Below are 23,489 nucleotides of genomic sequence, written 5' to 3'. Positions count from 1 at the left end.
ATTGTTGCACAATTTATTCAATAGTGACTGGCATGGCGCGAGCAGCACCATGCCGCTGCCAGACCGAGGGCCACCCCGGCAGTATTGGCAAGCGCATCGTAAAACGACGCCGTGCGCAAGGGCATAAGGGCCTGGGCATATTCAATCAGCAGCCCTGCCAGCACGCAGCCAATGGCGAGCCAAACTAGCCGGATATGCAAAAATGCAAGGCGGCAACTGAATGCCAGGGTAAAAAAGCCAATAAAGTGGTGCAGCTTGTCTTCCTGGGCAAAAACCTGCGGAATTGGCCGCGCGCGCAAACCGGTAAACAGCAGGCCTGCGCACACGGCCAGAAACAGCAGTGCGCGCAGCCAGAAGGGCAGATCAACCAGGCGTTGAATCAGCTGCCTCACTCGGTGATCTTCTCGAAGTTCTCATAGAAGGCATCACGATTGCGGCCATCGGTCATGGTGTGCAGCGAGTACTGGCGATGCAGCATGGCGCCACCGTCTCGCGTCAGCGGTGCCCAGGCGATATTGGCGCGGCTCATGGTCGACACACTCATCATCTCGTCGAACGGAATCGAGATATAGATGCCCTTGTCGAAACTACCTTCGCCATATTCTTCACTGGATGCCGTGGTGCGGGTTACCCAGCCACCGAACTTCACCCCATTGGTAAACTCGCGGGAGATATCGATGGTGGTACCCCAGTCCCGGGCCAGATAACGACCTACGCTGACTGCGGCGTCCAGATCGAACGGCAGCTTGGTGTAAGAGGTGATATGACCGGTTACTGTCCGGTAGTCACGCAGGCCAAAGCCCTGGTCAAATTCCCGTTGGCGTACATAGTTTAGATCGGCGCCGATCGACCAGCGTTCACCCATGGGGCGATACAAGAGTTCGCCACCGACACCGGCATACATCGACTCAAGATAACCACCATAGACCATGCCATACAGATCCTGGTCCAGGCGTTTTGCCTTGTTAAGTTGTAAGGCGGGCATGGTGATATCGGAGGTGGTGACATATTGGCGCAAGTCAGTACGTACGCGCGGCATATTGCTGGGTGCGTCATAGGTGAACTTGTCGAAATTGTTCAGCAGGTTGACGCTGACCCCGCCACTGGCCCATGTATTTGGGGTAAAGCGATATTGCCCTTCAGCATAGGCGCTGATCTGATACAGCAGGAAACCGTCAGGCCCGCCCAGATTTTGCTGGTAGCCCAGACCAAAGCCATAGGTAAAGGGGTCAGGTTTTTGCTGATACAGGGTTTTGTCATAGTGGGCCGTAGCGCGATTGACCTCTGTGGTTCGGTGCAGGTTGACCAGATCCTGTTCTTTATTGACCACGTCGCGAAAGGTCGAGCGCGGGACGCTGATTTCTTCCACTAGCATGTCATAACGCTTGTTGACCATGGTGAACCACTGGATCTGATCGTTGGCGGTATTGTCCAGAATGCGGCTGGCCCGGCCTGCGCCCTTGGCGGTGTAGAAGTATTTGGATTGCTCGCCATATACCATCAGTTCAGAGTCGCGCTGGGCAATACGTTCAACTTTATAGCCCGCGTTTTTTTCCAGCTGTTGCGATACCGCAGCCCAGTCTATGTCCTCCAGGGGAGCAACCGGTACTTGTACCGGTAACGGTTGGGCGGGCGGATCATAGCTCTTGACCGGAGCTTTGCGGCTGACAAAGTTTGTATGCAGGGTAATGCCGAACAGGGCGGTATTGCCGCGTTCCCAGCCTGCGGTCAGATCGATATTGTCGTTCAGCTTGTATACTGCGCCGATGTTGATTGGCGAATCTTGAGGTAGCATATTACGGTCTGTATTGCTTTGATATTCACTCTTATAGTCGTTACCGTCGTACTCAAGTTTCAGACTTAAGGGTGCCCATGGTGTTTGATATGCAATCCCGCCAAATAAAGATGTAGGGCCTCTGAAGTACGAACTAGTATTGACGTCCCCTGCTCCGGTTTTTGCGGGGCGAGAGTCAAAGCGATCATCGATGTACCCCAATGGGTTGTCAAAGTCTCCGCGATTGCCGATATAGCCCCACGCAATCCCAAGGCTAAAATCCAAGTTCTTATAGCGCTTGCTGGCAACAAAGTATTCGCTGGAAAACAGGCCTGTACCGCCGACGTCTCTAAATCCAAGAGAAACTTCCGGCAGCCAATGACTTTCTTGCCAAAGCCGAGCTTTAACATCGACGGCCTTGTCCTTATAGCTTTGATTGCCGCTAAATGAGTCAGGTCCGTATTTTAAGTCGGTAATAGCGGTGTAACGAAAAGTGCCCTCCAGCCAATCAAGAGGCTGCAAGGACAGGCTATAACGTGAATAGGGCTCTGTGCGGTTGGCGTTCAGGCTCAATTCGCCAGCAGGCGCCATACGGGCGGTGGGAGTTTGCAGCAGGCCCACACCACCAAAATCATTCTGGGTATAGCGCGGCTCTGCATGGGCCAGGCTATAAGGTAACAAGGCGACAACAACAAAACGTAACTTCAAGGTGCAACCTCAGCCAGCGGTTGGGTGGCGAGGAACTGCGCCAACTGCTCGTTTAAATCAGGTGTGGGCAAATCGGCATTGTCATTGCGCACGGGCACCAGAATCTTGCTGCCCGCCACGGCATAGATGCCGTCCTCACGGTTCCAGGCAGCAATGGCAACACGCTTAAAAGTGCCGTCAGGGTGAATCAGCCACAAAAAATCTGCTTCTGCCTCTTTCAGTCGCGGGCAGCTGTCGAGGTAGTCGCGTACTTGCTGCAGAGGCTGATAGGGCAGGGTGCAGTCGTGCTCCACGGCGCCCAGTACGGTCACGCTATTGGTGCGCGCCGGGTAAGTAACCTTGTCGCCATCGCTAACCAGATAGTTGTGGGCAAAGCCGACTTCCAGCGCGACCGGGTCCAGATTAACCACCTTACGGCCAGTGACAGGCAGTTGACTGATGTCCTGGTGCAGACGTGCTGCAACCGCCGCGAGGCCGTGGTTGTTATTGAGCAAGGCACCGCGCTGCAGCATTTTCAGATCAAACAGCACCCCTACCTTGAGCCGCGTTTGCTTCTCAACTTCCGGCTGATGCAGCCATGCGGCTGCCAGCCAGTAACTTTCCGGATTGGGTTGGGCCTGGCTGATTACATCCAGCAAACGCATGCCGGGTTTATAAGCCACGCTGATGGGTTTAAGCACATCACCGCTGACAGATACAGCGGCCTGGCTGATTGCGGCATGACTAAGCAGCACGCACAGGGCCAGTTTTTTCAAAGAGATCACTGGGCAGCCTCCCAGTCAGGGCGCAGATGGACAATGCGTAGTTCAAGCCCTGGCGTAACATATTGCTCGCTTTGCAGGATCACCCCGTCTTCGGGTCGCACCCAAAAATGGTTGGTGCCGCTAAAGCCCAGGGCCGGAATTTCAAACTTTTCATCGATACGCTGCAGCACATAAGGCCTGTCGAGAATGGTCACGGTTTCCAGGCCTTTGCGCACAAAGCGGCTGTTAACCACCAGGTCGACCTGTTGACCCCGATACATATCAATCCAGCGCGTACTGCGTTCGCCATCCGCCACATGCTGCAAACCGCGCTTGAACGGCGACTGCCCGTCGAAACGGGTACCGTCCAGAGCGGGCTGCAGCCCGGTGGTACGAACCACCAGGCCGTTACGCATCAGCAATACTTGCTTGCCCGAGGCGACCCAGTACTGCAGGTCACCCTGCTGGCGAAGCCTGGCCATAACACCTTCACTGGAAGGTGTGGTCACCAGGATTTGCGCATAAGGCACGGCCGCGACGTCGGCCGCTGTCAATTCCAGCGGCTCGACGCCTTGTACGGCGGCCTTAAAGGTATCGAGCGAGCCCTGCATCAGCGGGCTACAGCCACACAGCAACAGGCACGCCACCAGGCATGAGCGGTTACGAAGAGTTTTCAAAACGGCTCAAACCTTATCGGCTGTTGGCTTCACTGAGGTTGTTACCGGCTGCAGCGCCTGTACCCAGAATGGTTGCCGATGGCAGCAACTGGCTGATCAGACGGTTCCAGCGGGTGACCTGCGCAGGGCCAACGTAAACGATGTCCTGAGGCTTAAGCTCGAAATGGCTGGCAATCGCAAAGGCAGTAGGCGATTCGGCATCCAGCTGGAAAACCTTGGCTGGTTCGGTCTCGAGATTCTCGGCTCCGCGAATCACATATAGGGCATTGCCGTTGGAGGTGGTTTGATTCAAACCGCCCACCGAACCGACTACATCAGCCAGATTCATATGCTTGGTCTTGAACCTGACCGCTTGCGGCGCAAGGACTTCACCCATCACATAAATCTTTTTGCGATCGTTGTACGGCAGGTACAACTGGTCGCCATCCTTGAGGAAGACATTGTGCAGCTGTGCACCCTGACCGTTGAGAGAGTCCAGATCGAGGATGTACTCACGGCCATCGCGGGTTAGTGTCAACCCGGACAGGTCAGCATTCAGCGGTTCAATACCCGCAGCACCGATAGCTTCAACCACGCTCATCGGCGAAGTCGTAATCGGCATCGGGCCTGCTTTCAATACAGCTCCGGCAAGAATGGCCTTTTGGCTGGCAAAGCGCAGCACACTCAAATCAACCTGCGGGCTATCCACGTACTGCGCCAATCGCTGGGCAATGGTGGCGCGCAGTTCTTCAATGGTTTTACCTGCTGCATCAAGCTTGCCGATATAGGGGTAGAAAATAGTGCCGTCCGGTCGCACCAGGCGACCGTTGGCGTCAATCTGTTGTTGGGCGCCGGAAGGCGCCGTCAACTCGGGATGGTCCCAAACGGTGATATACAACACATCGTTGGCACCGATCCGGTAAGCCTGTGGCTTGAATGCCAGCAATTCTGCCGGCACCGAGCTTGAGACGTATGTCGCCGCGTTTTGCGCAATCAGCTTGGGAGTGATAGGGATCAGCTCGATCCGACTGCTTTCTGGCGAGCCTTCAGTTCCGATCTCACTGGTATCCAGGTACTGACCGGGCGCAAACATACAACCTTGCAGGGCGAACCCTGCAAGTACCGCGAGCGACAAACTACGAATCATCATTGGGGACACTTGTAATGGAAACACATCAAAATCAAATGCCTGGAGTGCTCCAGGTGGTTTGGTGCGAGTAACCGGGTTGGCTACTTAACGAGTACCGGTGGTGCCCGTGGTACCGGTAGTGCCGGTAGTACCAGTAGTGCCGCCATTACCGCCGCCGCCGCCACCACCGCCGCCGCCCGAAGCAGCAGCTGCAACGCCCGCAGCTGCGGCAACACCCAGACCAATTGCGGTGGTGGTGCTAACGCCACCCAATACGCCAGTGGTGGTTGCCAGGGAGGTGCCCGAGGTAGTACCGGCAGCGCCCGCTTCAGCAGCAGGTGCTGAGTCCGTGGCTGGAGCAGGGGCAGCAACAGGCTCGGCAGCAAATGCAGAAGCGCTCAAAGCCAGGGCGAGGGCAGAAACGATTAGTTTGTTCATGAGAAATCCTTTTGATAAATAGTCTGTATTAGCTGTAGTACTTGAGTATGTGTATCTAAGGTTACAAAACTCACAGCTCAAAGTGCGCGGGCTCTGCATGATACGACAAGCGTTTCACTCAAGTGATCTCGTTACAGGCATTTTATTTCACAATACCGGTTCAAGAATACCCGCGCAGAGCGGGTTCGGTTGCTGACCTTTTATAACGCCGACGTTATATTGCCTAACGGAACAAGCGCTTGCACTTTTCTTTTATAAGCAGCCAGGCGAATTTAACGTTGGTGGTGAGGTAGCGTTTCCACATGCGGCCGGGTTCCTGAATCACTCGATACAGCCATTCCAGGCCGTATTGTTGCATCCACTTGGGCGCTCGTTTAACTTTGCCGGCGACCACATCGAAGGTACCGCCTACTCCCATCACAAAATCGACGCCCAACTGGTCTCGCCAGCGGTTGATGAAGTTCTCCTTCTTGGGCGAAGTGATTGCGACAAACAGCAGCTTTGCACCCGAGGCGCGGACCTTCTCAACCAGAGCCGCCTCATCATCCCAAAAGTAACCATGATGATAGCCGGCGACCTTGAGCCCGGGATACAGCGCCAGGACATTACGGGTGGCCTGCGACACTACGTCGTCCTTGGCCCCCAGCAAAAATACCGAGAACTGATTGGCCTCGCTCATTTTCAATAATTCATGGAACAAATCTACGCCAGCCACTCGCTCCGGCACCGCATGCCCAAGAAAACGAGCGCCTAACACGACACCCATGCCATCAATATTAATGATATCGCATGAGTGCACGGATTCTTTGAGTTGCGCGTCATCGCGCATATTGACCAGCTTGGCGACATTCACAACCACATGCTGGGTGAACTGGCCTGCAGTAATGGCACTGCGAATGGTTTCGACGGTGTCATCCATGGAAGCAACGTCCATGGGGCAGCCCAACACTTCAATTCTTTGCATGGTTAATCTCGGCGCGGTATCTGTTGTAAAAAGCCATGGAGCAATAAGCCCAGGCTTGAGTCCAGCGTGTGTAGTTGATCCGGTTGGTCACCCAGCGCGTTTGTTGATACACAAACTGGCCTTTATCAGGCAGATACAGCAAATCTATGGCGCGCTGAACCACCTTGTCGCACAGTTTTAAATCCTCAGCAGTGCTGCCCACTTTAAGCAAGGTAAATACGGCCTGAGCAAAACTGTGCATATCAATGGGGTAGACATTGTTGTTGTAATAACGGGCGGTGCCATCTTCGGTGAAAAAAGTCTTCACATAATAGGCATAGCCTTCACGAATACAATGATCGAACTCGTTGCTTGCGGTTGCTTCACGAAGCAGGCAGAGCGCTTCGAGGTTATAGCCCGTATGGAAGCCGTCGATAAACTGGTGATGATGACGGGCGCCATAGACCCAGGAACCATCAGCCGCTTGTTCCCGTACCGATTGACGAGCCACCTGCAGTGCTTGCGCTATCAGTGCTTCGTCGCCCAGTTGTGTGCCGGCAAAGGCGCACCAGGCCGCCCCCCACAGGCTGGCGTTATGCACAAACGCCTGCTCGCCAGGAATATACGCATAAAAACTGCGGCCCCCGGACTCTGTATACAGCTGTGTTGATATAAAGCGCGCAGCATCCAGGGCAACATCAATCAAGGCCTGATCAGCCGTCAATGTGCCTAATTCGTGCAGGGCCCGTGCAACATAGCAAGTCGTAATGATATTGGGCTTGCCTGCAGGTACATAAAATGCCCGAGCCTGCCAGTCAAAATGGTAACCCCAGCAACTGTGCTGCCACTGCTGCAGATCACTGCGCTGAGTCAGCAGCCATGCCGCCAGTTCTTGCGCCTGGCTCAGATATTCGGCGGCACCGGTACGGCGATAATCCTGCAGCAAGCCAGAAATAAATAAGCCAACACCTTTGGGATTGCGCTTTTTAGGTACACGCAGCAAGGGGCGTAAATTAATCGGTGAACGTTTGCCAAGTTGCAGCCATGCCAGGCGCACCCATTCATTGCGGTACAGGGGAGTGGCTTGTAGCAACGTGCTATTGAGAGAGTCGAAGGGGTCGTAGCCCGCGAAGTCATCCGCTTGAATAGAGTGCAGAAGCTTCGAGTTTAGTGCAATCAGGTCTTCCATATCGGCTACAGGGGCATTGCTGCCCCTTGATCCATATTATTCTGCGGCGGTCAGAACGTCAGTGTCGACAGTCAGAGATACGCCTAGCGCAAGTGATTCCACGGCCATCACCGTTGCTAGGCTGGTTGCCATCAAACAGCTGTAATCCACGCAAGGCTTCCCGGATTTCAGGCCCTCAAGCCATGCGGCGATCATGCTCTTCTGGCCCTTGTCCTGAACACCCAGTTTGTGATGCTTGACGTTGGCGTCGCCACTGAACAGCGTGACTTCTTTGAAGTCATTGATCTGTGCGCTAGAGCCGCCACCGAACACTTCGATGTACTCCTTGGGCATGGCCTTGGAGCCGTCGGCGGTATAGGTGATATTGGCAATGCTGCCATTATCAAAGGTCAGTGACAGGCACAGGTTGTCGTTTAGCATGGCCGACTTTTCTGCCTTGCTGGTGCCCACGGCATAAACTGTTTTTACCTTGCTACCGACCAACGCCGAAGCCAGGTCAATAAAATGGCAGCCTTCGCCAATCATACGACCGCCACCCACTTGCGGGTCTTGAATCCAGTGATTACCAGGGATTGCACCGGCGTTAATGCGGATATTAACAACCAGCGGGCTTTTTACCGAAGCGAAGTGCTCAATAACCCGTTGAGTAGCAGGTGCAAAGCGACGGTTAAAGCCGACCATGACCTGGCACTGGCCTGAGCGCTGGTAAGCAGAGTGGATCTGCGCCAATTGCTCGACAGTCAAGGCCAGAGGCTTTTCAACATAAACATGCTTGTTGGCATTCAGTGCATCACGTACCGCGACCCCATGAGTGTCATGACGGGTAGTGACCACGATGGCATCGGTATCGCCCTGCAGCAGCTCTTCATAACTGCCAGCACAGAAGGCAAAGCCGAATTGTTTGGCCACACCTTGTGCCGAGCGGCCGCTGGCGGTCACCAAACCGCTGAATACCACCTGATTGCTCTGCTGTAAAGGTGGGAGCAGGCTGGCAGTGGCATAGTTGCCCGCACCGTAGAAAGACAGTTTGACCTTATCTGCGCTTACAGCGGCAGGTTTAACGCTGATACGCGATGTCTCATTGAGCTTGAGCTCAATCGGGTTGTACTGGAGCAAAATGCCCAAGTAGGGTTCTGTCTTGTTACCTTCAATCAACTGGTAAGCGTGGTCTGCTTCATCTACCGAGAAACGGTGGGTGATCAGCCCCTTGATATCCAGTCGACCTTGAGAAACCAGGGTCAGGAAGGTTTCCATATTGCGTTGTTCGGTAAAACGCACATAGCCAAATGGGTAGTCATTGCCGCTTTCTTCATAGAACGGGTCATAACGGCCCGGGCCATAAGAGCGAGAGATCACCACGCTGATTTCTTTTTTGAAGTAATCCTCGCGCGGGATATCCATGCGCACAGCTCCGACCACCACCACCCGGCCTTTTTCACGGGTGACCGCGCCGCACATCTCGATAACGGCATTGCTGGAAGTGCCTGCGCACACCAACACACCATCAACGCCATGCCCGGAGGTCAGCGAATGGCATATACCTACCACATCCCCACCCGGCGCAATGGCAACGGCGCCATAGCCTTCGGCGCGGGTGACCAGTGCAGGATCAAGGTCGGTACCAATCACATTGCAGCCATTGGCCTTGAGCAGTTGCACGGCAATTTGCCCGAGCAAGCCCAAACCTACTACCAGGAAGGTTTCGCCCAACAACGGCTCAGCCAGGCGCACACCCTGCAGCGCAATGGAGCCTACAGTGGTGAATGCCGCTTCTTCGTCAGAAACGTTATCCGGGATCTTCACCACAAGGTTTTTGGGTACGGCTACAAACTCGGCATGGTTTGCATAATCAGCGCCGCCGCAGGCAACCCGATCACCTGGCTGGATACCTTCAACCAGGCCGCCGGCCGCAACCACAGTGCCTGCGCAGCTATAACCGAGCGGGGAAGGGGAGTCGAGTCGCGAATTGACGGTTTGCAGGGTTTTCTTTAAACCCTCGGTACGGATTTTGCCGATAACCTGCTTCACCAAATCCGGACGCGCCTTGGCTTTTTGCAGCAGGCTTTTCTTGCCCATATCGATTTTGGTTTTTTCAGTACCAGCACTGATCACGGAAGTGCTGTTGCGCACCAATACAAATTTATCCGTAAGTGCAGGTACCGGTACTTCGTTGATTTCAACGAGGCCGGTACGGAGAGTTTGAGTTACTTGCTTCATATGTTATTCATTCATAAAGTTGTTGATAAAACTCCTCAATGTGGGTGGCACATTGGGAGTCATGAGTTAAATCTGCAGAGTGTTCGAAGCAGTACGCTAGCTTTTGTATCAGATCATCTGATGAGCGATTTTTAAAGAGAATAGCTTCAGGCGGTCGCCCAACGCAGTCAGATGCTATGCAGGGGACTTTAAGGAATATGGACTCTCGAACTGATAGAGCATCACCATCTGTATTTGTAGATCGTATAGACACGTCAGAGATGGTAAGCAGAGCGTAGAAGTCTATGGCGCCCAAGTAAAAAAGTATATTGTGTTCAAGTTTGTTTTTATGTATGTGTTCTATATAGTGATTTATTTTTTTCTTGTTAGTGGATGTGTCGGAAACTATGAATATTAGTGAAGCCTTATCGGCTATATCTGGATTGCTGAAAGCCTGTAGGCATAAATCAAACCCATACAAGTCTTCATCATTGAATTCAACTATTCTAAATGCGTTAGAGACAACGATCTTCTTGCCGCTTAGCTTGTTATTATTTATAAAATTGGTTATGGTTTGGGGTAGTTTGCTTGGCGATGGTGGTGGCGGTATAAAAGCAGGAAAGACTATTTTTTTTGAAGGGGTTACATCCAGACGCAAGGCTGTTTCAGCGCTTACAAAAACAATCTTATGGCAAAAAAAGGACAGAACTCTGGACCATAATTTGTTTTGGTATTCTTTTTTTCTCCAAGAGTGGATTGTAACAATTATTTTTTTATTGAAAATCTTAGAGGTTAAGATGTGAAATAGTCTAAGAGTGTCAACGGAGGAGTGGACATGGATAATATCAGATTTTGATAGTAGTCTTATGTAATTTAATATATTTAGATTTCGAATGTTGTAAATGGAGTCTTTTCTTTCTTTAGACTCGTCGCAGTATACAACATCTACCCCTTGGCCCTCTAATAAAATTCCTAGTCGTTGAATGTGTATAGATACACCTCCTAACGGGGCCGGATAAGGGCCGCAAATCATAACAGTAGGCATTTATCATTTCCAGTGCGGGGGTATGGAGAAGAATCAACAGTTAGCTCGACGAAAACAGATCTAGATTAATTTAGGGTATATGATAAATCCCTTAAAATATCGGCACCATGAACATTAGGTGTACACGAGTGCAAAATGGTATGAATTTGCTGATGAACATTCAAAGGTTGAACGCTTTACTTTGGCGTGGTTTGACTAGATGTGCTCGAGCGTTTTGGTCTTTGCTTATCGGCATATCAACGGATTCACGATTCACGATTGGCGACTGCGGAGCTTCGATCAGATGGCCAAGTGTCTTCATATTCGATTGAAGTCGCAGTGATTAATCAATCTGGAGACCAGAATGATCGAATCCACAGCTGTGCGAGGACACCCACGGCTCATAGTGATTCAGAAAAAGGGGGTGAAGAACCTCAAGACCATGTGTACGGACGTCGCAGGTACGGCCTGAAGGCCAAGATACAAACACGGTAAGGCGTTGATAGTGCGCCGCTGCGCATTATGCTTTCTAGCGGACAATCCATAGATAATGATTATTTCCAGCCATTGTTGGATGAGGCTTGTGCCAGCAGCACGCGCGAGTACTTTCGTGAACACAGTCTTATAGCTGCTGGTCAACAAAGGTCATGGCGCTGAAGCTCTGGGCAGGCACTTTGATTTCATATCGAATGCTGCCTGTGATCAAGCTACACGACATGAAGCGAAAATCAAATAGGCTGATTGATAGGTCAGAATATCTACAATGTAATAACCTTGATCGAATGTTAGGCTAGCAACGGAATAACCATCATGTGTTGTATGCTTCGATAAAACTGCAAAAAGCTTTGCGGCCATGCTCTCATTCGCCTGTGCCATGCTGTGCTTGCAACGAATATAGTTAGTAAAGAGCCTAGGGGGATTTAAATTTTCTTTGATTCAGATGTTGGGGATAGTTGTAAAGGTTTTCATACAAGGTGACGATTGACGATGGTGTGAATCTTTTCTCTAGGGAAGAATAGGGCGTTTTCCCATGGTTATTATTGTAAGAATTTATAAAGTTGATCACGGGTTCAATGCCAGCTTTATCGTCGTAATAATAAACGCCGTTTTCGGAGAAAAAGCTTTTTTCTTCAGCAAGAATTCCAACTGGTGTTGCGATGACAGGTAATCCGGAAGCCAGCATTTCTAACGGGGCCAAACCGAAAGTTTCCTCCTCTGAGAGGAATATGCCTAAGTCAGAATCTTGATATATATTAGCAATATCAAAGGGGTCTCTTCTGCCTAGAAAAGTAATGCGATGTTCGAGTTTACATTCTTTTATTTGATTAATGAGCTTTTCGTAATATGACTTGTTGTTAGTAGGGCCAATAATTGACAGTTTTACATCTATATCACGAGCTACCAGTCCAGAAACCAAGGATATCACTCGATCTAGACGTTTGCGTGGAGTAATTACTGAGCAGGTGACTAAGTTGATTGATGTCGACAAGGGTCTGTGGTGTTTGGTGAAAAAGACCTCGTTGATTGGGTTCTCTATCGTATGTATTGGTTTGGTTGTGTGTTTCTCTAGATCTTGTTTTATTATATTTCCTACGCAAGTGTATTCGTCTGTAAAAAAATCAGATATTCCTGGTAAGACTTTGACATATAAAAAATCGTTAAGTATCGATACTTTTTGTCGGCATATCCATTTATAAGCATGGAGGGTAGCTATTCGATGACGACGCTTGTTAACGGCAACCAACCAAGGGGATACATGTGAATGTACCACATCTGGATTATAATCATTGATCTGCTGTTGAATCCTTATTATCTGGCTGATCAATCCAGGCAGCGGTATATAACAAATTTTTTCGTTGGCAGGAGCAGTCACAACTGTAACGTTGGCTGCTAATTGTTGTGGATTGCCAGTATAAAATACTTCGGAAAATGGATCGAAAGCCAAGATTCTGTATTCAAAGTCTTGAGAGTTTTGCTTAATTATTTGTTTCAGGATTTCTTGGCATACAGAGTCCACGCCCCCGGCATTTTTTTTTCCGAAATCTAGTGTGGACATTGGCATAATCAAAAGAACTTTCTTCTTCATTAATATTTACGCCGCAGGAAATTAGAGGTGAATGGATTGTAGTTCATGCTTTTTTTTCTATTCTGCGAAGCAGGTATATGGTTAATATGAAAACTGCCAGCGCTGATGTTTTGATGGATAATGAATTGTTTGTACTGGCGGCTATAACAAAAGCAAAAATCACTATTTTGAACTGTATGGATGAGTTTGCAGCAATCCATCTGATAAGGTTGGTGTATCCATACAGCAAAATAAAAAACATGGGTATGCCATATATTACTATATGCTGAATCCAGAAGTTTTCAATAACTGAAACTGCAGAGCTTTCGGAGGTCAAATCTGTAAAGCCACTCGGGCCAGTCCCAAGAAAATAACGACCTATATTCAAACTTGTGAAAAAAGCTATTGCATCTGTACGCGCCAAGGCTGAGTCATCAACACTAGTTCTTGATGATATACCAATACCAAAATCAGTGAAGAATATCGCGAAATAGAACGCGAGAGAGAGAAAAACAATAAGAATAGGCGTGCTAATTATGTACAAGGCACGTGTGCTCTTGCTTGCTTTTGCGGTAAACGAATATGACCAGATTATGAAAAATACAGCAGCGCTGTACATTACCAAAGAGGCTCTGGTTGCAAATGCTACGATGCCTAAAAACACCAAAGCATTCATTCCCCAACGCCACGTCTTTTTTAAAGGACTAATGAGCACTGCTAAAGCAACTGGCAGTGTAACTAATGCATTATTTAAGGGGTGGGCCATTAAGGCATTGGCACGAAATAATGCACTTCCCGTAACCGGGTTAGGTACGACATGAGTTTTAGTGAGGTATTCAAAGATCGCAATTAAACTGTTTACTGTAACAATAATAGCGATGAGTTTGAATAACTTAACGCACTGTATGCGGTTAAGGTGTGCTGCCAGTATGAGACATAGTATTGAAAATAAATAGGTGTCAACTAAATATGCTGCGCCATTAGAACCCCATAAAACCAGCGTATAAGCCATTAGTGCACAAGTGGCTAGGAAGGCAATACCTATAGGCTTACTCTTGTTGCTTAGGTCGTAAAGCAATCTTCCATAACCACGAGCAAACCCGAACAACCCCACGCAAATGAGCAGTAGCCATGTCCCCGGGTGAATTTTTAATAGCGGATTGCCACCTTCGAGGGTGTATGAATAGAAATTGTCAAGAATTCGGTTGCCTAGAATGAGGCGTAATGATATGGATAATGAGAGTGCTAGATAAGCAAATCCTGAAGCGTTCATCGCAAATTTATTCGGTTTCAAAGTATGTCCTCGTTACAGACATTTTTTGGATAATATCCGGATGCGTGTTAGGATTTTCTTTAATAAACTTCTAGCGAGTGTTTTTATTGGCAAATTGGAAATATCCCTAGAGCGGCAACATAGTAATCCTAGTCCCTGTGGGTATATATGCTCAATTGCAGTTATTGCTTCTCGTAAGTGCATTGCATAGTGCTCGTCTAAATATCTTAAATCATCTACTCTATATGGAAGGTCATCAAGCTGCCTTCTGTACATTGAAGTGATGTGGAAAATTGATTCAGCATCAAAGGTTTTATATATACGCAATGCTAAAGCGTAAGCGCGGAATGTGTTTACATATGCTGTGATGTCATTTTGTTTTGCGGTTACACTATCTGCACTTGCCACAGACTCATGAAGGATGTCCTTCATCAAATACAAAGATTTGGCTTTGTGAAACGCGCCTATGTTGGTTATTAGGTCTTCATTTATATTTTGACGCCATGGAAGATTTTCGAAGTCTAAGTCTTTCAGTAAGTTAGATCGGTATAGTTTGTTCCATAGTGCGCCGTCTCCGAATTCAAAACAGCAAAAGCGTTCGAATATTTTATTGTCAATTCGTTGGTTATTTCCAAAAAAAGCTCTTTTCCTTATTTTTTTTCTTTGGGCGTTGGTTCTGTAGGAACCACACAGCGCAATATCTACGTTCTCTTGGGTTGCTGCGTCGAACATAAATCTGAACATGTCTGGCTGAGCAAAGTCATCAGCGTCCAGAAACCCTATCCATGGGGCTGAAGCTCGTTTAATACCAGCAAGGCGTGCCTCGTGCACACCCTTGTTTTCTAAAAAACAAATGCTAATTATTTTTTCATGTTCGGCTGCAAATTTTTTTATAATTTCGCCGGAGTCATCCGTGGAGGCATCGTCCACGATAATGATTTCAATTCGCTCTAAGGTCTGTGCTAAAAGTGAACGAAGTGTAGGCAGTAGGGTAGCAGAAGCATTAAATACTGGAACTATAACCGATACATCCTTTGGGCTATTCAAAGCGAGTACCCTTCAAAAACATTGTTCTTCGGGAACTCTTTAGCTGCATGCACTCTCGTCGTTTTAAGTTGGTTCACTCGATGGCAATTAATTTTCACTTTCATAAGACCTTAATTTAATTCATTAGCCGTACTAGGTTCTGTACGAGAAGTAATATCGTAAACACCGCATTGCACATGCTAGCGAGACCATCGCCGCATGACTTCTCGCAAGCTTGTCGAATCGCGTAAGATGCGGCGGATTTCTTTCAACAAGCCAAATATACGTTAGATGATGTTGCGTTGCCGATACTAGGATCGATCAAAGAACCTCGGTACCCCGGTTTTGGTTTGCGCTTGATGTTGCGCAGAGGAGATGCCGGCTACATTCGATAACGGTCGCAATTGCGGCGTAACGCTTCGGCGTAATAACCTTTATCCTCGAGCAACCATCTGCACCGTTTACGGGGGGCGATCGCGCAAGCCGGGTATATAGGCTTTATAGGGCAACGGCTGAGCGTAAGCGATATCGCGAGCTTGCCCGCCCGATAATAGAAACTTCAGGGGCACAGCATGTGAATCTTGGTCGTCAGACCGCCCCGGCTGCGCCCGGGTGCATAAACTTGCGGCTCTTCAGGTCCCCATTTTTCCGGAGCCAGAAGAGGTCCGGGTTGCTCGTACTGCTGTGCAGCCAATCATCCAGGTCTCCAGATCAATTAACCCTTGTTCGTTGAGTTTGATATGGAGTCGCTTGAGCATCAGGTCAAATGCCCCGCGATTACGCCAGTCACTGAAACGGTGATAAACCGTCGACCACGAGCCGAAGTGCTCCGGCATGTCGCGCCAAGCGGCGCCCGAACAGAGCCCCCAAAGTATACCGTTGAGCACCAAAGGATCATTTGTTCTCGGGCGCTCGCTAAGGATAGATTCGATAATCGAAGCCAAATCCCAGGCTGCATCTGGGAGTTAGTATCGTTTGGTCATCGTGGTCTCCTGCCTTTGATGGTCTCGGACTTTACTGGACCTTGATACTTATGGTTTCAAATTGATTTCGTACATAACCTAAGTTGCAGGGTCGTAATTAGTATAACTAAAACCGCGTTGATTATGGTTGGAATATACCGCGGGTATCAACTATTAATTGTTTTTTAATTTCTGAGTTTGTGAGGGCTTTAAACTCTTTGTGGTCTACAAGTAGTACTATTATGTCTGATGTTTCAAGTGCAGTACTTATAGATGAAAGATGTATTTTGTTTTGAATGGTTGCAGGTAGTTTATTTATATTGGGGTCTACAGCTATTGTAGTGCCTGCATGATTTTCCGCTATTTTCTGTGTTATAGTTAATGCAGGGCTTTCCCGTATATCATCAATGTCAGGTTTGAAGGCTAAACCAAAGCACGCAATAGTAACTTCTCGTGCTGTCTTATCTGGATTAGCTTGCAGGAATTCAGCCACTGCCAGTTTTACTTTCTCGATAACCCACTGCGGCTTGCTGTCGTTTACTTCACGAGCAGTGCGAATTAAGCGTGCCTGTTCAGGCGTTTTACTCACAATAAACCACGGGTCAACGGCAATGCAGTGGCCGCCCACTCCAGGGCCCGGTTGAAGGATATTTACGCGTGGGTGGCGGTTGGCTAGGTTGATTAGTTCCCAGACGTTGATGTCCAGCTTGTCACAAATCATCGACAGCTCGTTGGCGAACGCGATACCCACATCACGCGAGCTGTTCTCAGTGAGTTTGCACATTTCTGCTGTGCGGGCGTTGGTGACGATACATTCACCTTGTACGAAGATCTTGTACAAGGTTATAGCTAGTTCGGAGCATTTTGGGGTCATGCCGCCGATTACGCGATCATTTTGTACCAGTTCACGCAGTACATGGCCGGGCAGCACACGCTCCGGACAGTGAGCGATCCGGATGTCAGAGTTTTCGCCATGGGTCTGCGGGAAGGTCAGGTCCGGGCGTGCTTCAGCGAGCCAGGCGGACATTTGTTCGGTAGCCCCGACAGGGGAGGTTGATTCCAGAATAATCAGATCTCCTTTCTTCAATACTGGGGCAATGCTCTTGCTGGCCGATTCGATATAGCTGAGGTCCGGTTCATGGTCGCCCGTGAAAGGCGTAGGTACTGCAATCAAAAAAGCATCAGCGGGTTCTGGTTGAGTGCTTGCGCGCAGATAACCCTCAGTGACTGCTGCATGCACAACCATATCCAAATCTGGTTCAATAATATGAATTTGTCCGCGATTGATGATATCGACGGCATTCTGATTTACATCGATACCGATTACTTTTTTTTTGCGCGAAGCGAAAACTGCTGCGGTAGGCAAACCGATATAGCCGAGACCAATGACGGAGATAGTTGTGAAAGGCATGGAGCGTCCTTGACTTAGATAGGGTGCTTGAATTTCGATCAGATATTAATTAAGAGCAGCAGCCACTTAGCGGGAGTGGCTGTCAATTAGTGCTTCGAGAATGCGCTGGCATGCATTGCCATCGCCGTACGGGTTATGGGCATAGCTCATATCGCGGTATGCGGATGTGTCTAGCAGCAGGCGGTTCATTTCTCGGACGATATCGGCGGTGTTGGTGCCTACCAGTTTTACCGTGCCAGCTGAGACGGCTTCCGGGCGTTCTGTGGTGTCGCGCATTACCAGCACAGGCTTACCCAGTGATGGAGCTTCCTCCTGAATACCGCCAGAATCGGTCAATATGATGTGGGAGCGGGTCATCATATGGACAAAAGGAAGGTAGTCCAGTGGGGCAATCAGGTGGATATTGCCAATGCCATTTAGCAGACGATTGACCGGCTCGCGAACATTAGGGTTGAGGTGTACTGGATAAACGATATCAACATCAGGATGTTGCTGTGCAACTTCCATTAGCGCTTGGCAAATGCGTTCGAAGCCGTCACCAAAGCTTTCACGGCGATGGCCAGTTACCAGAATCAGTTTACGGACTGGGTCCAGAAAAGCTGACGGTGCAGAGGCTTGTGCCAATAGCTCCGGGTCTTGCTCCAGGCGTTTGACTACATCCAGCAGGGCGTCAATGACTGTATTGCCAGTGACCACGATACTCTCGGTGCTCACACCTTCACGAAGAAGGTTGTTGCGCGAGTTTTCAGTCGGAGCGAAGTTCAGTTTGGCCAGGGCACCGGTTAGTTTGCGGTTGCCTTCTTCGGGCCATGGTGAGTAAAGGTTGCCCGTCCGCAAACCTGCTTCTACGTGCGCCACCGGAATCTGCTGGTAGTAGGCGGCAAGACTGGCTGCAAATGTTGTAGCTGTGTCACCGTGAACCAGCACAATGTCAGGCTTGAATTCACTCAGTACACCTTTCATGCCTTGAAGGATGGCTGTAGTTACATCGGTCAGATCCTGCCCAGGCTTCATGATGTTCAAATCGAAGTCAGGTGTTATGGAAAACAACCCCAGCACTTGATCAAGCATTTCACGGTGCTGGCCGGTAACACAAACTTTTGCTTCAAAACGTTCGTCAGCTGCCAGTGCCAGTACCAGCGGGGCCATTTTAATGGCTTCAGGACGAGTACCAAAAATACACAAGGTCTTCATAGAACGTTCCTTTTATATGTTCATGAATAAATGTCGGGAGTCTTTGAACGATTTGATGGCATTTTTTGGGCAAGATTTAAATAAAGGGGCTAGCCAATGACTTGCTTAATCCATTATTGCTTATCTTCAAGCCTGTTTAGGCACGCTACCGCCCCAGGATTACTCGCAAGTCCCTGAAAGCGGATAAATAGGTTGAGGTTTCGTGTTTTAGGTTGCTGATACAGCAAAAGAACGCCCTTGAATAATCAAGGGCGCCCGGTAATTATTTTAACCGTACTGTTATTAAACGCTGTCCGACTTGTATTCGTAGTTGTAATAACCATAGGCACCATAGCCATACTTTGCCGAGGCGCGCTTTTCAACGCCATTGAAGATGGCGCCTTTGAGCTCAATGCCATTTTGGGCAAAGCGGCGCATAGTCAACTCAACTTCACGGGCCGGGTTCAGCTCAAAGCGGGTCACAATCAAGTTAGTGCCCGACTGGCGGCCGACGATTGCTGCATCAGTAACCGCCAAGAATGGAGGTGTATCGAGAATGACTTGGTCGTATCTAGCGCTGATTTGCTCTAGGAATTCGCTAAAGTTTTTATGCATCAACAATTCGGATGGATTTGGCGGAATTTGCCCACGGCCAATAACATCGAAATTTTCAATTTCAGTTTTATGAATGGCTGTATCAAGGTCGCAGCGCTTGGCCAGTAAATCGGACAGGCCATTCTCTACAGGTATGCCAAACATTTTATGGATATAACCTTTACGCATATCCACGTCTACCAGCAGCACTCTCTGCCCCGATTGTGCAATAACTGCTGCAAGGTTAGCGGAGACAAAGGACTTGCCAACCTTGGGGCTTGGGCCGGAGATCATCAGGCGATTGTTGTTGGCTTCGAGCATTGCAAAGTGCAGGCTGGTACGAAGGCTGCGCAACCCTTCAATTGCCAGATCAGTTGGGTGGCTGCTGGCCAGCAGTGGGGTAACACGAGTGCCACGGCCACCAGGGCTTTTTTCATCTTCGACTTTTTGCAGTGAGCTGAATGGAATAGAAGCATAGACCGGCAGGCCTAATTTTTCGATATCGTCCGGATTTTCTACGCCACGGTTAAGCGCCTTGCGGAATAGCACATAGCCGACTGCCAAGAAACCACCTAGCAGGGTTGCGATCAATACGATCAAGGTTTTCTTCGGTTTGACCGGATTGCGAAGATCTACATCAGCGGTGTCGATCAAGCGCACGTTACCCACAGCACCGGCCCGCATTACATCCAGCTCTTGGGATTTATTGAGCAGTTGGGTATAGATTTCAGTGCTGACTTTCAAATCTCGTGTAAGGCTTAGCAGTTCCTGCTGAGTTGACGGCAAGCCTTCAACTTGCTTGGCTAGGCGTTGTTGTTTGCTGCTCAGTTCGGCCAGCTGGCCCATCAGTGCACGGTAGGCCGGATGCTGTGGAGTAAACTTTCGGTCCATTTCGGCTTGCTGAAGCTTCAAGGTCGATATTGCAGTGTCCAAAGATACGATCTGATCGAGAATTGCTTTAGCTTCAAGGCTGATATCAATCGATTTGCTACGGATTTGGAATGCATTCAGCGCGTTTTCAGCTTTTTCCAGATCTTTACGTACTTGCGGCAATTGATCTTTCAAGAAGCCCAAGCTTTGAGCTGCTTCTGCGGATGTGCGTTCAATATTTTGTTGAACATACAGGCGAGCGATTTCATTCAGGATCTGGATTGCGGTAGCAGGTTCAGTGCTCTCAAGTGCCAGGCCGACCATGCCGGACTCTTTACCTCTTTCGGAGACATCCAGTACTTTCTGATAATTTAGTATAGTAGTCAGGCGTGGGCTACGGACCACGCTAAAATTTGTGCCTGGGTTGGCCTGCAGGGTTTCGACCTGCAGCTTTATGCCATTCTCATCGATGGCCTGACCGACCTTGCCATTGACCAGAATATTGTCATCGTCATCCAACAGGGTAAAACTACCTTGCTCGCCGCTGACCAGAGTCAATTCTTTGCCCAGCAATTCTTGAGGCAGCTCGAGCTCAGCAAGTTTCAGCTGTTCGCCTCCCCAAGCGAAGCTGTTCATTCCGAACACTGGGGTAGCTACGCTGTTTTCCGCATCGGGTTTAAAGCGACGAGCCATAAATTCGCCGATCAACGGGAAGTAGTTAGGCTCTACTTTTATATCCAGCTTCAGATTATCTACTGCAGCACCAATATTCCTGCGCGACTTGATCAGCTCGATTTCTGTAGCAGAAGGCGATTCCTTACCCAGCATGCTGCCGATATCGGAGAAGCCCAGCATGTCATTCTTCTTGGCTTCCACCTGAATCAACGCATTCGCCTGATAAACCGGTGTAGCCAGGAGGGCATAGGCAACGCCTGCCGCCATAAACACGCCCGTAACGCTGGCAATCAGCCATTTATGGTCGATCAGCGTACCCAACAACCCCATCAGGTCGATTTCGTCGTTGTCGTCATCTTGTTCATGGGGCTTTGTCACGGGTGCTTGCTGCATAAGTCGATTTCTTATCTTCACAGGTAATTCGAGGGATGACTCAGCGTTTGATCCGCTGGGCCCATGCATTTACGGCGGCGTCAAGCAGTGCGTACGCATGCACAAAGGCAGGCTTGCCCTGGCGGTACGGGTCGTTGATTTCGCGGTTGTCTTGCCATTTGCCCAGCAGGAATACTTTGCCCCGTGCCTCTGGAGCGAGGCTTAGGACACCATTAATATGATGTTGTTCCATGACCAAAATAAGATCAGCTTCATTTATCTTGGCGGCAGTCAGCTGGGTGGAGATGTGTTCGGGCACGGCGTGGCCATGTTCTTCTAGAACGGCCGCCGCGGTGGCTTCGATGGGCTTGCTTTTTACGGCGCTCAGGCCTGCGGAGCTCACGACGATGTCGGAGGGCGCAAGGGCGACCCGCAAGAGGTGTTCGGCGGTAGGGCTGCGGCAAATATTGCCAATGCAGACAATCAAGATTCGTTTAAACAAGGCAGCTTCCTTTGTGCCAAACATGCTCAGCCGGCGAGAGCACTTAACGAATCGTCACGACCATTACTCCCTGTCCAGGGAGTGGCTGTGCCTATCAATAAAGGCTGCCGGCATCAGTATGATGTGGCGATGGCCTGGGCAGGAGCACAGTTACTCCGGCTTTATTACAGATAAAGGGTCGGTACGAAGTTGAACGGGCAAAATATTAACTGCGAACCGATTGCAATATCAACCTTTAAATCCCCTGGCGATTTTATTTGAGCTATATAGGTGTTTTTCAATAGTTATTAATCGACAATAAATAACATTCCGGCCGTTCTCGACCAAAAATAACTCCGCCCAATGGCAGGTGTCTTGAGCATGGCCCTGTGCTACCGGGCGTTGCCCCGGACTTGGGGGCGGCCCTTGCCTGGGCCGTGTTCGGGCGGGAGGTTTTGCGCAGGCCGGGGTTTTTTGGCCTGAAAACGAGTGTTTTTGCAGCAGGTTTGCTGCGCTCCGGGTTCCTGGGGCGCCGCTGTGGGGCAATAGTGGCATTGTGATATAGCTGTGTAAATAGTGTTTTTTTAACTTGATGGGCACTGCTGGGTATATGGGCTTATGTGTGGAGTGTTAGTTATGTCTATAAGGTTAAATGTATTAAATAGTTGCTTAGTTAGTGATTTAAGTTAGTGCATGTTTGTCAGTGTGTGTTTCAGTGTTCTGACCACAATGGTGATTGCGGTCGTGATACGGTCTGTTTTGGTGCAGCTGTTCGTGGTTTGGTTTTTTGTGGGGTCTGAGTTTTCGGGGGGCTTTTCAGTGTTTTAACGGGTTTACCGAGTTCTGCAGTCGTTCAGGTAAATCCCGGGCTACGGATTTACGACCGCTTCGCGCTCGAACGCAGCCTTCGTTCCTCGGCAGCTGCTACAAGACCGTGGCTGGCATTTGGCCTTTAATCTCAGGCATTTCGTACGACGTTTCGCTTTCATTGTCGTGAATCATCCTAGAAAATCCTGCTGGCTTGCGCCTGCCCAATTCGGGGAATAGTCTCGGCCCATCGCTGCCTATCAGCGGTCGGGTTTAGTAGCCCGACTGGTAAACTTGGCGCAAAGTGCCATCGCTATGGTGGCCGTGCGTAGGGCACCTTCGTGTGCGCCGGTTTCCAAGTTTTCCGGTCTACTAACCTGCGTACGGCTGCCTCCCCATTCGTTTAGTAGCGATAACGGGCAGCTCCATAAATTTGGAGAACCCCATGAAAAAGATCACCCCCGATCCACCCGTGTTACCCCTTGATGCTGCTGACAGTCACAACCCGTTGCTGGACCGTGCCGCCACCGAGCGCGCGCTCAATTACTACCTGCAAGGCCATAAGCCGGTTCGCCCTTTGGCCACGGCGATGTTTGCCATCCCGCACAGTGTCAATTCAGAAGCGGCTTTGGCCCAGGCGTCAGACTTGTTGCGCTGTGCGGGTGCCTGCGCGAATGAGGCGGGGAATGGCTTGAGCGGGCCCGCGCGCGATTTGGTGTTGTCGACTATGCACTTGGTGGAGCTGGCCAAAGGTTATGTCGACAAGTCGCTGGATACGCTGGTAACGCACTGAAGCAGCACGCGCCTGATTGGCGACAGGCGCGTTATTTAGGCTTTACGGTCGCTTCGCAACCGATCGCAGCCTCGTTCCTTCGCCAGTGACTAATCAGGTGGCGGGGGGGCGCCTGTCGCCTATGCGCAAAAGCACAACACTTCATGCGTAAAAGCCGGATAATGGGCGCCATTATTTGTCTGGTAAT

Annotated in this window: 18 protein-coding genes and 1 pseudogene; 2 read left to right on the top strand and 17 right to left on the bottom strand. The window is 49.8% G+C overall.

Going from position 1 to position 23,489, the window contains the following annotated elements:
* Positions 1-17: 17 nt before the first annotated feature.
* From GHO42_RS14480 to GHO42_RS14440, 9 genes are all read right to left on the bottom strand, one after another.
* Positions 18-392 (bottom strand): VanZ family protein, encoded by a 375-nt coding sequence (locus tag GHO42_RS14480; RefSeq protein ID WP_178126983.1) that lies wholly within the window; start codon positions 390-392, stop codon positions 18-20.
* On the bottom strand, positions 389-2,482 hold the full coding sequence (locus tag GHO42_RS14475) for a YjbH domain-containing protein (protein ID WP_153328041.1): 2,094 nt from the start codon (positions 2,480-2,482) through the stop codon (positions 389-391). The genes GHO42_RS14480 and GHO42_RS14475 overlap by 4 nt, the downstream gene beginning before the upstream one ends.
* The gene (locus GHO42_RS14470; RefSeq protein WP_178126982.1) at positions 2,479-3,246 is read right to left on the bottom strand and encodes a capsule biosynthesis GfcC family protein; all 768 of its coding nucleotides are present in this window, start codon (positions 3,244-3,246) and stop codon (positions 2,479-2,481) included. Before GHO42_RS14470 ends, GHO42_RS14475 begins: the two co-directional genes overlap by 4 nt.
* Positions 3,243-3,902 carry a YjbF family lipoprotein gene (locus GHO42_RS14465; RefSeq protein WP_153328039.1) on the bottom strand — a complete coding sequence of 220 codons (660 nt, stop codon included), beginning with the start codon at positions 3,900-3,902 and terminating at the stop codon, positions 3,243-3,245. The genes GHO42_RS14470 and GHO42_RS14465 overlap by 4 nt, the downstream gene beginning before the upstream one ends.
* A 13-nt stretch (positions 3,903-3,915) precedes the next feature.
* A complete protein-coding gene (locus tag GHO42_RS14460; protein WP_153328055.1) occupies positions 3,916-5,028 on the bottom strand; it encodes a polysaccharide biosynthesis/export family protein in 1,113 nt (370 codons plus the stop codon).
* An 87-nt stretch (positions 5,029-5,115) separates the two neighbouring features.
* On the bottom strand, positions 5,116-5,448 hold the full coding sequence (locus GHO42_RS14455) for a hypothetical protein (RefSeq protein ID WP_153328037.1): 333 nt from the start codon (positions 5,446-5,448) through the stop codon (positions 5,116-5,118).
* A 223-nt stretch (positions 5,449-5,671) separates the two neighbouring features.
* On the bottom strand, positions 5,672-6,367 hold the full coding sequence (locus GHO42_RS14450; protein WP_306106496.1) for a WecB/TagA/CpsF family glycosyltransferase: 696 nt from the start codon (positions 6,365-6,367) through the stop codon (positions 5,672-5,674).
* Positions 6,368-6,398: 31 nt separating this feature from the next.
* Positions 6,399-7,580: an aspartate-semialdehyde dehydrogenase gene (locus GHO42_RS14445; protein ID WP_153328033.1), complete on the bottom strand. Its 1,182-nt coding sequence runs from the start codon at positions 7,578-7,580 to the stop codon at positions 6,399-6,401.
* 36 nt (positions 7,581-7,616) lie between these two features.
* Positions 7,617-9,797, bottom strand: coding sequence for a bi-domain-containing oxidoreductase (locus GHO42_RS14440; RefSeq protein WP_153328031.1), 2,181 nt, complete (start codon positions 9,795-9,797; stop codon positions 7,617-7,619).
* A gap of 386 nt (positions 9,798-10,183) precedes the next feature.
* Here GHO42_RS14440 and GHO42_RS14435 point away from each other — a divergent pair, with 386 nt between their 5' ends.
* Complete coding sequence (locus GHO42_RS14435) at positions 10,184-10,579, top strand: hypothetical protein (RefSeq protein ID WP_153328030.1); 396 nt, start codon at positions 10,184-10,186, stop codon at positions 10,577-10,579.
* Positions 10,580-11,710: 1,131 nt separating this feature from the next.
* On the opposite strand, the gene GHO42_RS14430 is transcribed toward GHO42_RS14435, so the two are convergent.
* The 8 genes and pseudogenes from GHO42_RS14430 to GHO42_RS14395 form a co-directional block, all read right to left on the bottom strand.
* Positions 11,711-12,886, bottom strand: coding sequence for a VpsD family glycosyltransferase (locus GHO42_RS14430; protein ID WP_153328028.1), 1,176 nt, complete (start codon positions 12,884-12,886; stop codon positions 11,711-11,713).
* Between the two features lie 43 nt (positions 12,887-12,929).
* Positions 12,930-14,159: a VpsF family polysaccharide biosynthesis protein gene (locus GHO42_RS14425; protein ID WP_153328026.1), complete on the bottom strand. Its 1,230-nt coding sequence runs from the start codon at positions 14,157-14,159 to the stop codon at positions 12,930-12,932.
* A gap of 12 nt (positions 14,160-14,171) precedes the next feature.
* Positions 14,172-15,185 (bottom strand): glycosyltransferase family 2 protein, encoded by a 1,014-nt coding sequence (locus tag GHO42_RS14420; protein WP_153328024.1) that lies wholly within the window; start codon positions 15,183-15,185, stop codon positions 14,172-14,174.
* A gap of 132 nt (positions 15,186-15,317) precedes the next feature.
* Positions 15,318-16,108 (bottom strand): annotated as a pseudogene (locus GHO42_RS14415) (IS5 family transposase).
* A gap of 160 nt (positions 16,109-16,268) precedes the next feature.
* Positions 16,269-17,537, bottom strand: a complete 1,269-nt coding sequence (gene wecC / locus GHO42_RS14410; protein ID WP_153328022.1) for a UDP-N-acetyl-D-mannosamine dehydrogenase — start codon at positions 17,535-17,537, stop codon at positions 16,269-16,271.
* A 66-nt stretch (positions 17,538-17,603) separates the two neighbouring features.
* Positions 17,604-18,731 carry a non-hydrolyzing UDP-N-acetylglucosamine 2-epimerase gene (gene wecB, locus GHO42_RS14405; RefSeq protein ID WP_153328020.1) on the bottom strand — a complete coding sequence of 376 codons (1,128 nt, stop codon included), beginning with the start codon at positions 18,729-18,731 and terminating at the stop codon, positions 17,604-17,606.
* 282 nt (positions 18,732-19,013) lie between these two features.
* A complete protein-coding gene (locus tag GHO42_RS14400) occupies positions 19,014-21,242 on the bottom strand; it encodes a polysaccharide biosynthesis tyrosine autokinase (RefSeq protein WP_153328018.1) in 2,229 nt (742 codons plus the stop codon).
* A gap of 40 nt (positions 21,243-21,282) precedes the next feature.
* Entirely contained in the window at positions 21,283-21,747 is a 465-nt protein-coding gene (locus GHO42_RS14395) for a low molecular weight protein-tyrosine-phosphatase (RefSeq protein ID WP_153328016.1), read from the bottom strand.
* A gap of 1,207 nt (positions 21,748-22,954) precedes the next feature.
* On the opposite strand from GHO42_RS14395, the gene GHO42_RS14390 reads away from it, so the two are divergent.
* The gene (locus GHO42_RS14390) at positions 22,955-23,302 is read left to right on the top strand and encodes a DUF6124 family protein (protein ID WP_153328014.1); all 348 of its coding nucleotides are present in this window, start codon (positions 22,955-22,957) and stop codon (positions 23,300-23,302) included.
* Positions 23,303-23,489 lie beyond the last annotated feature (187 nt).

It is taken from the genome of Pseudomonas sp. FSL R10-0056 (genome assembly GCF_009600105.1).
Taxonomy (GTDB): domain Bacteria; phylum Pseudomonadota; class Gammaproteobacteria; order Pseudomonadales; family Pseudomonadaceae; genus Aquipseudomonas; species Aquipseudomonas bubulae.
Note: the sequence above shows the minus strand (reverse complement) of the source record. Positions and strands in the feature narration are given on the sequence as shown.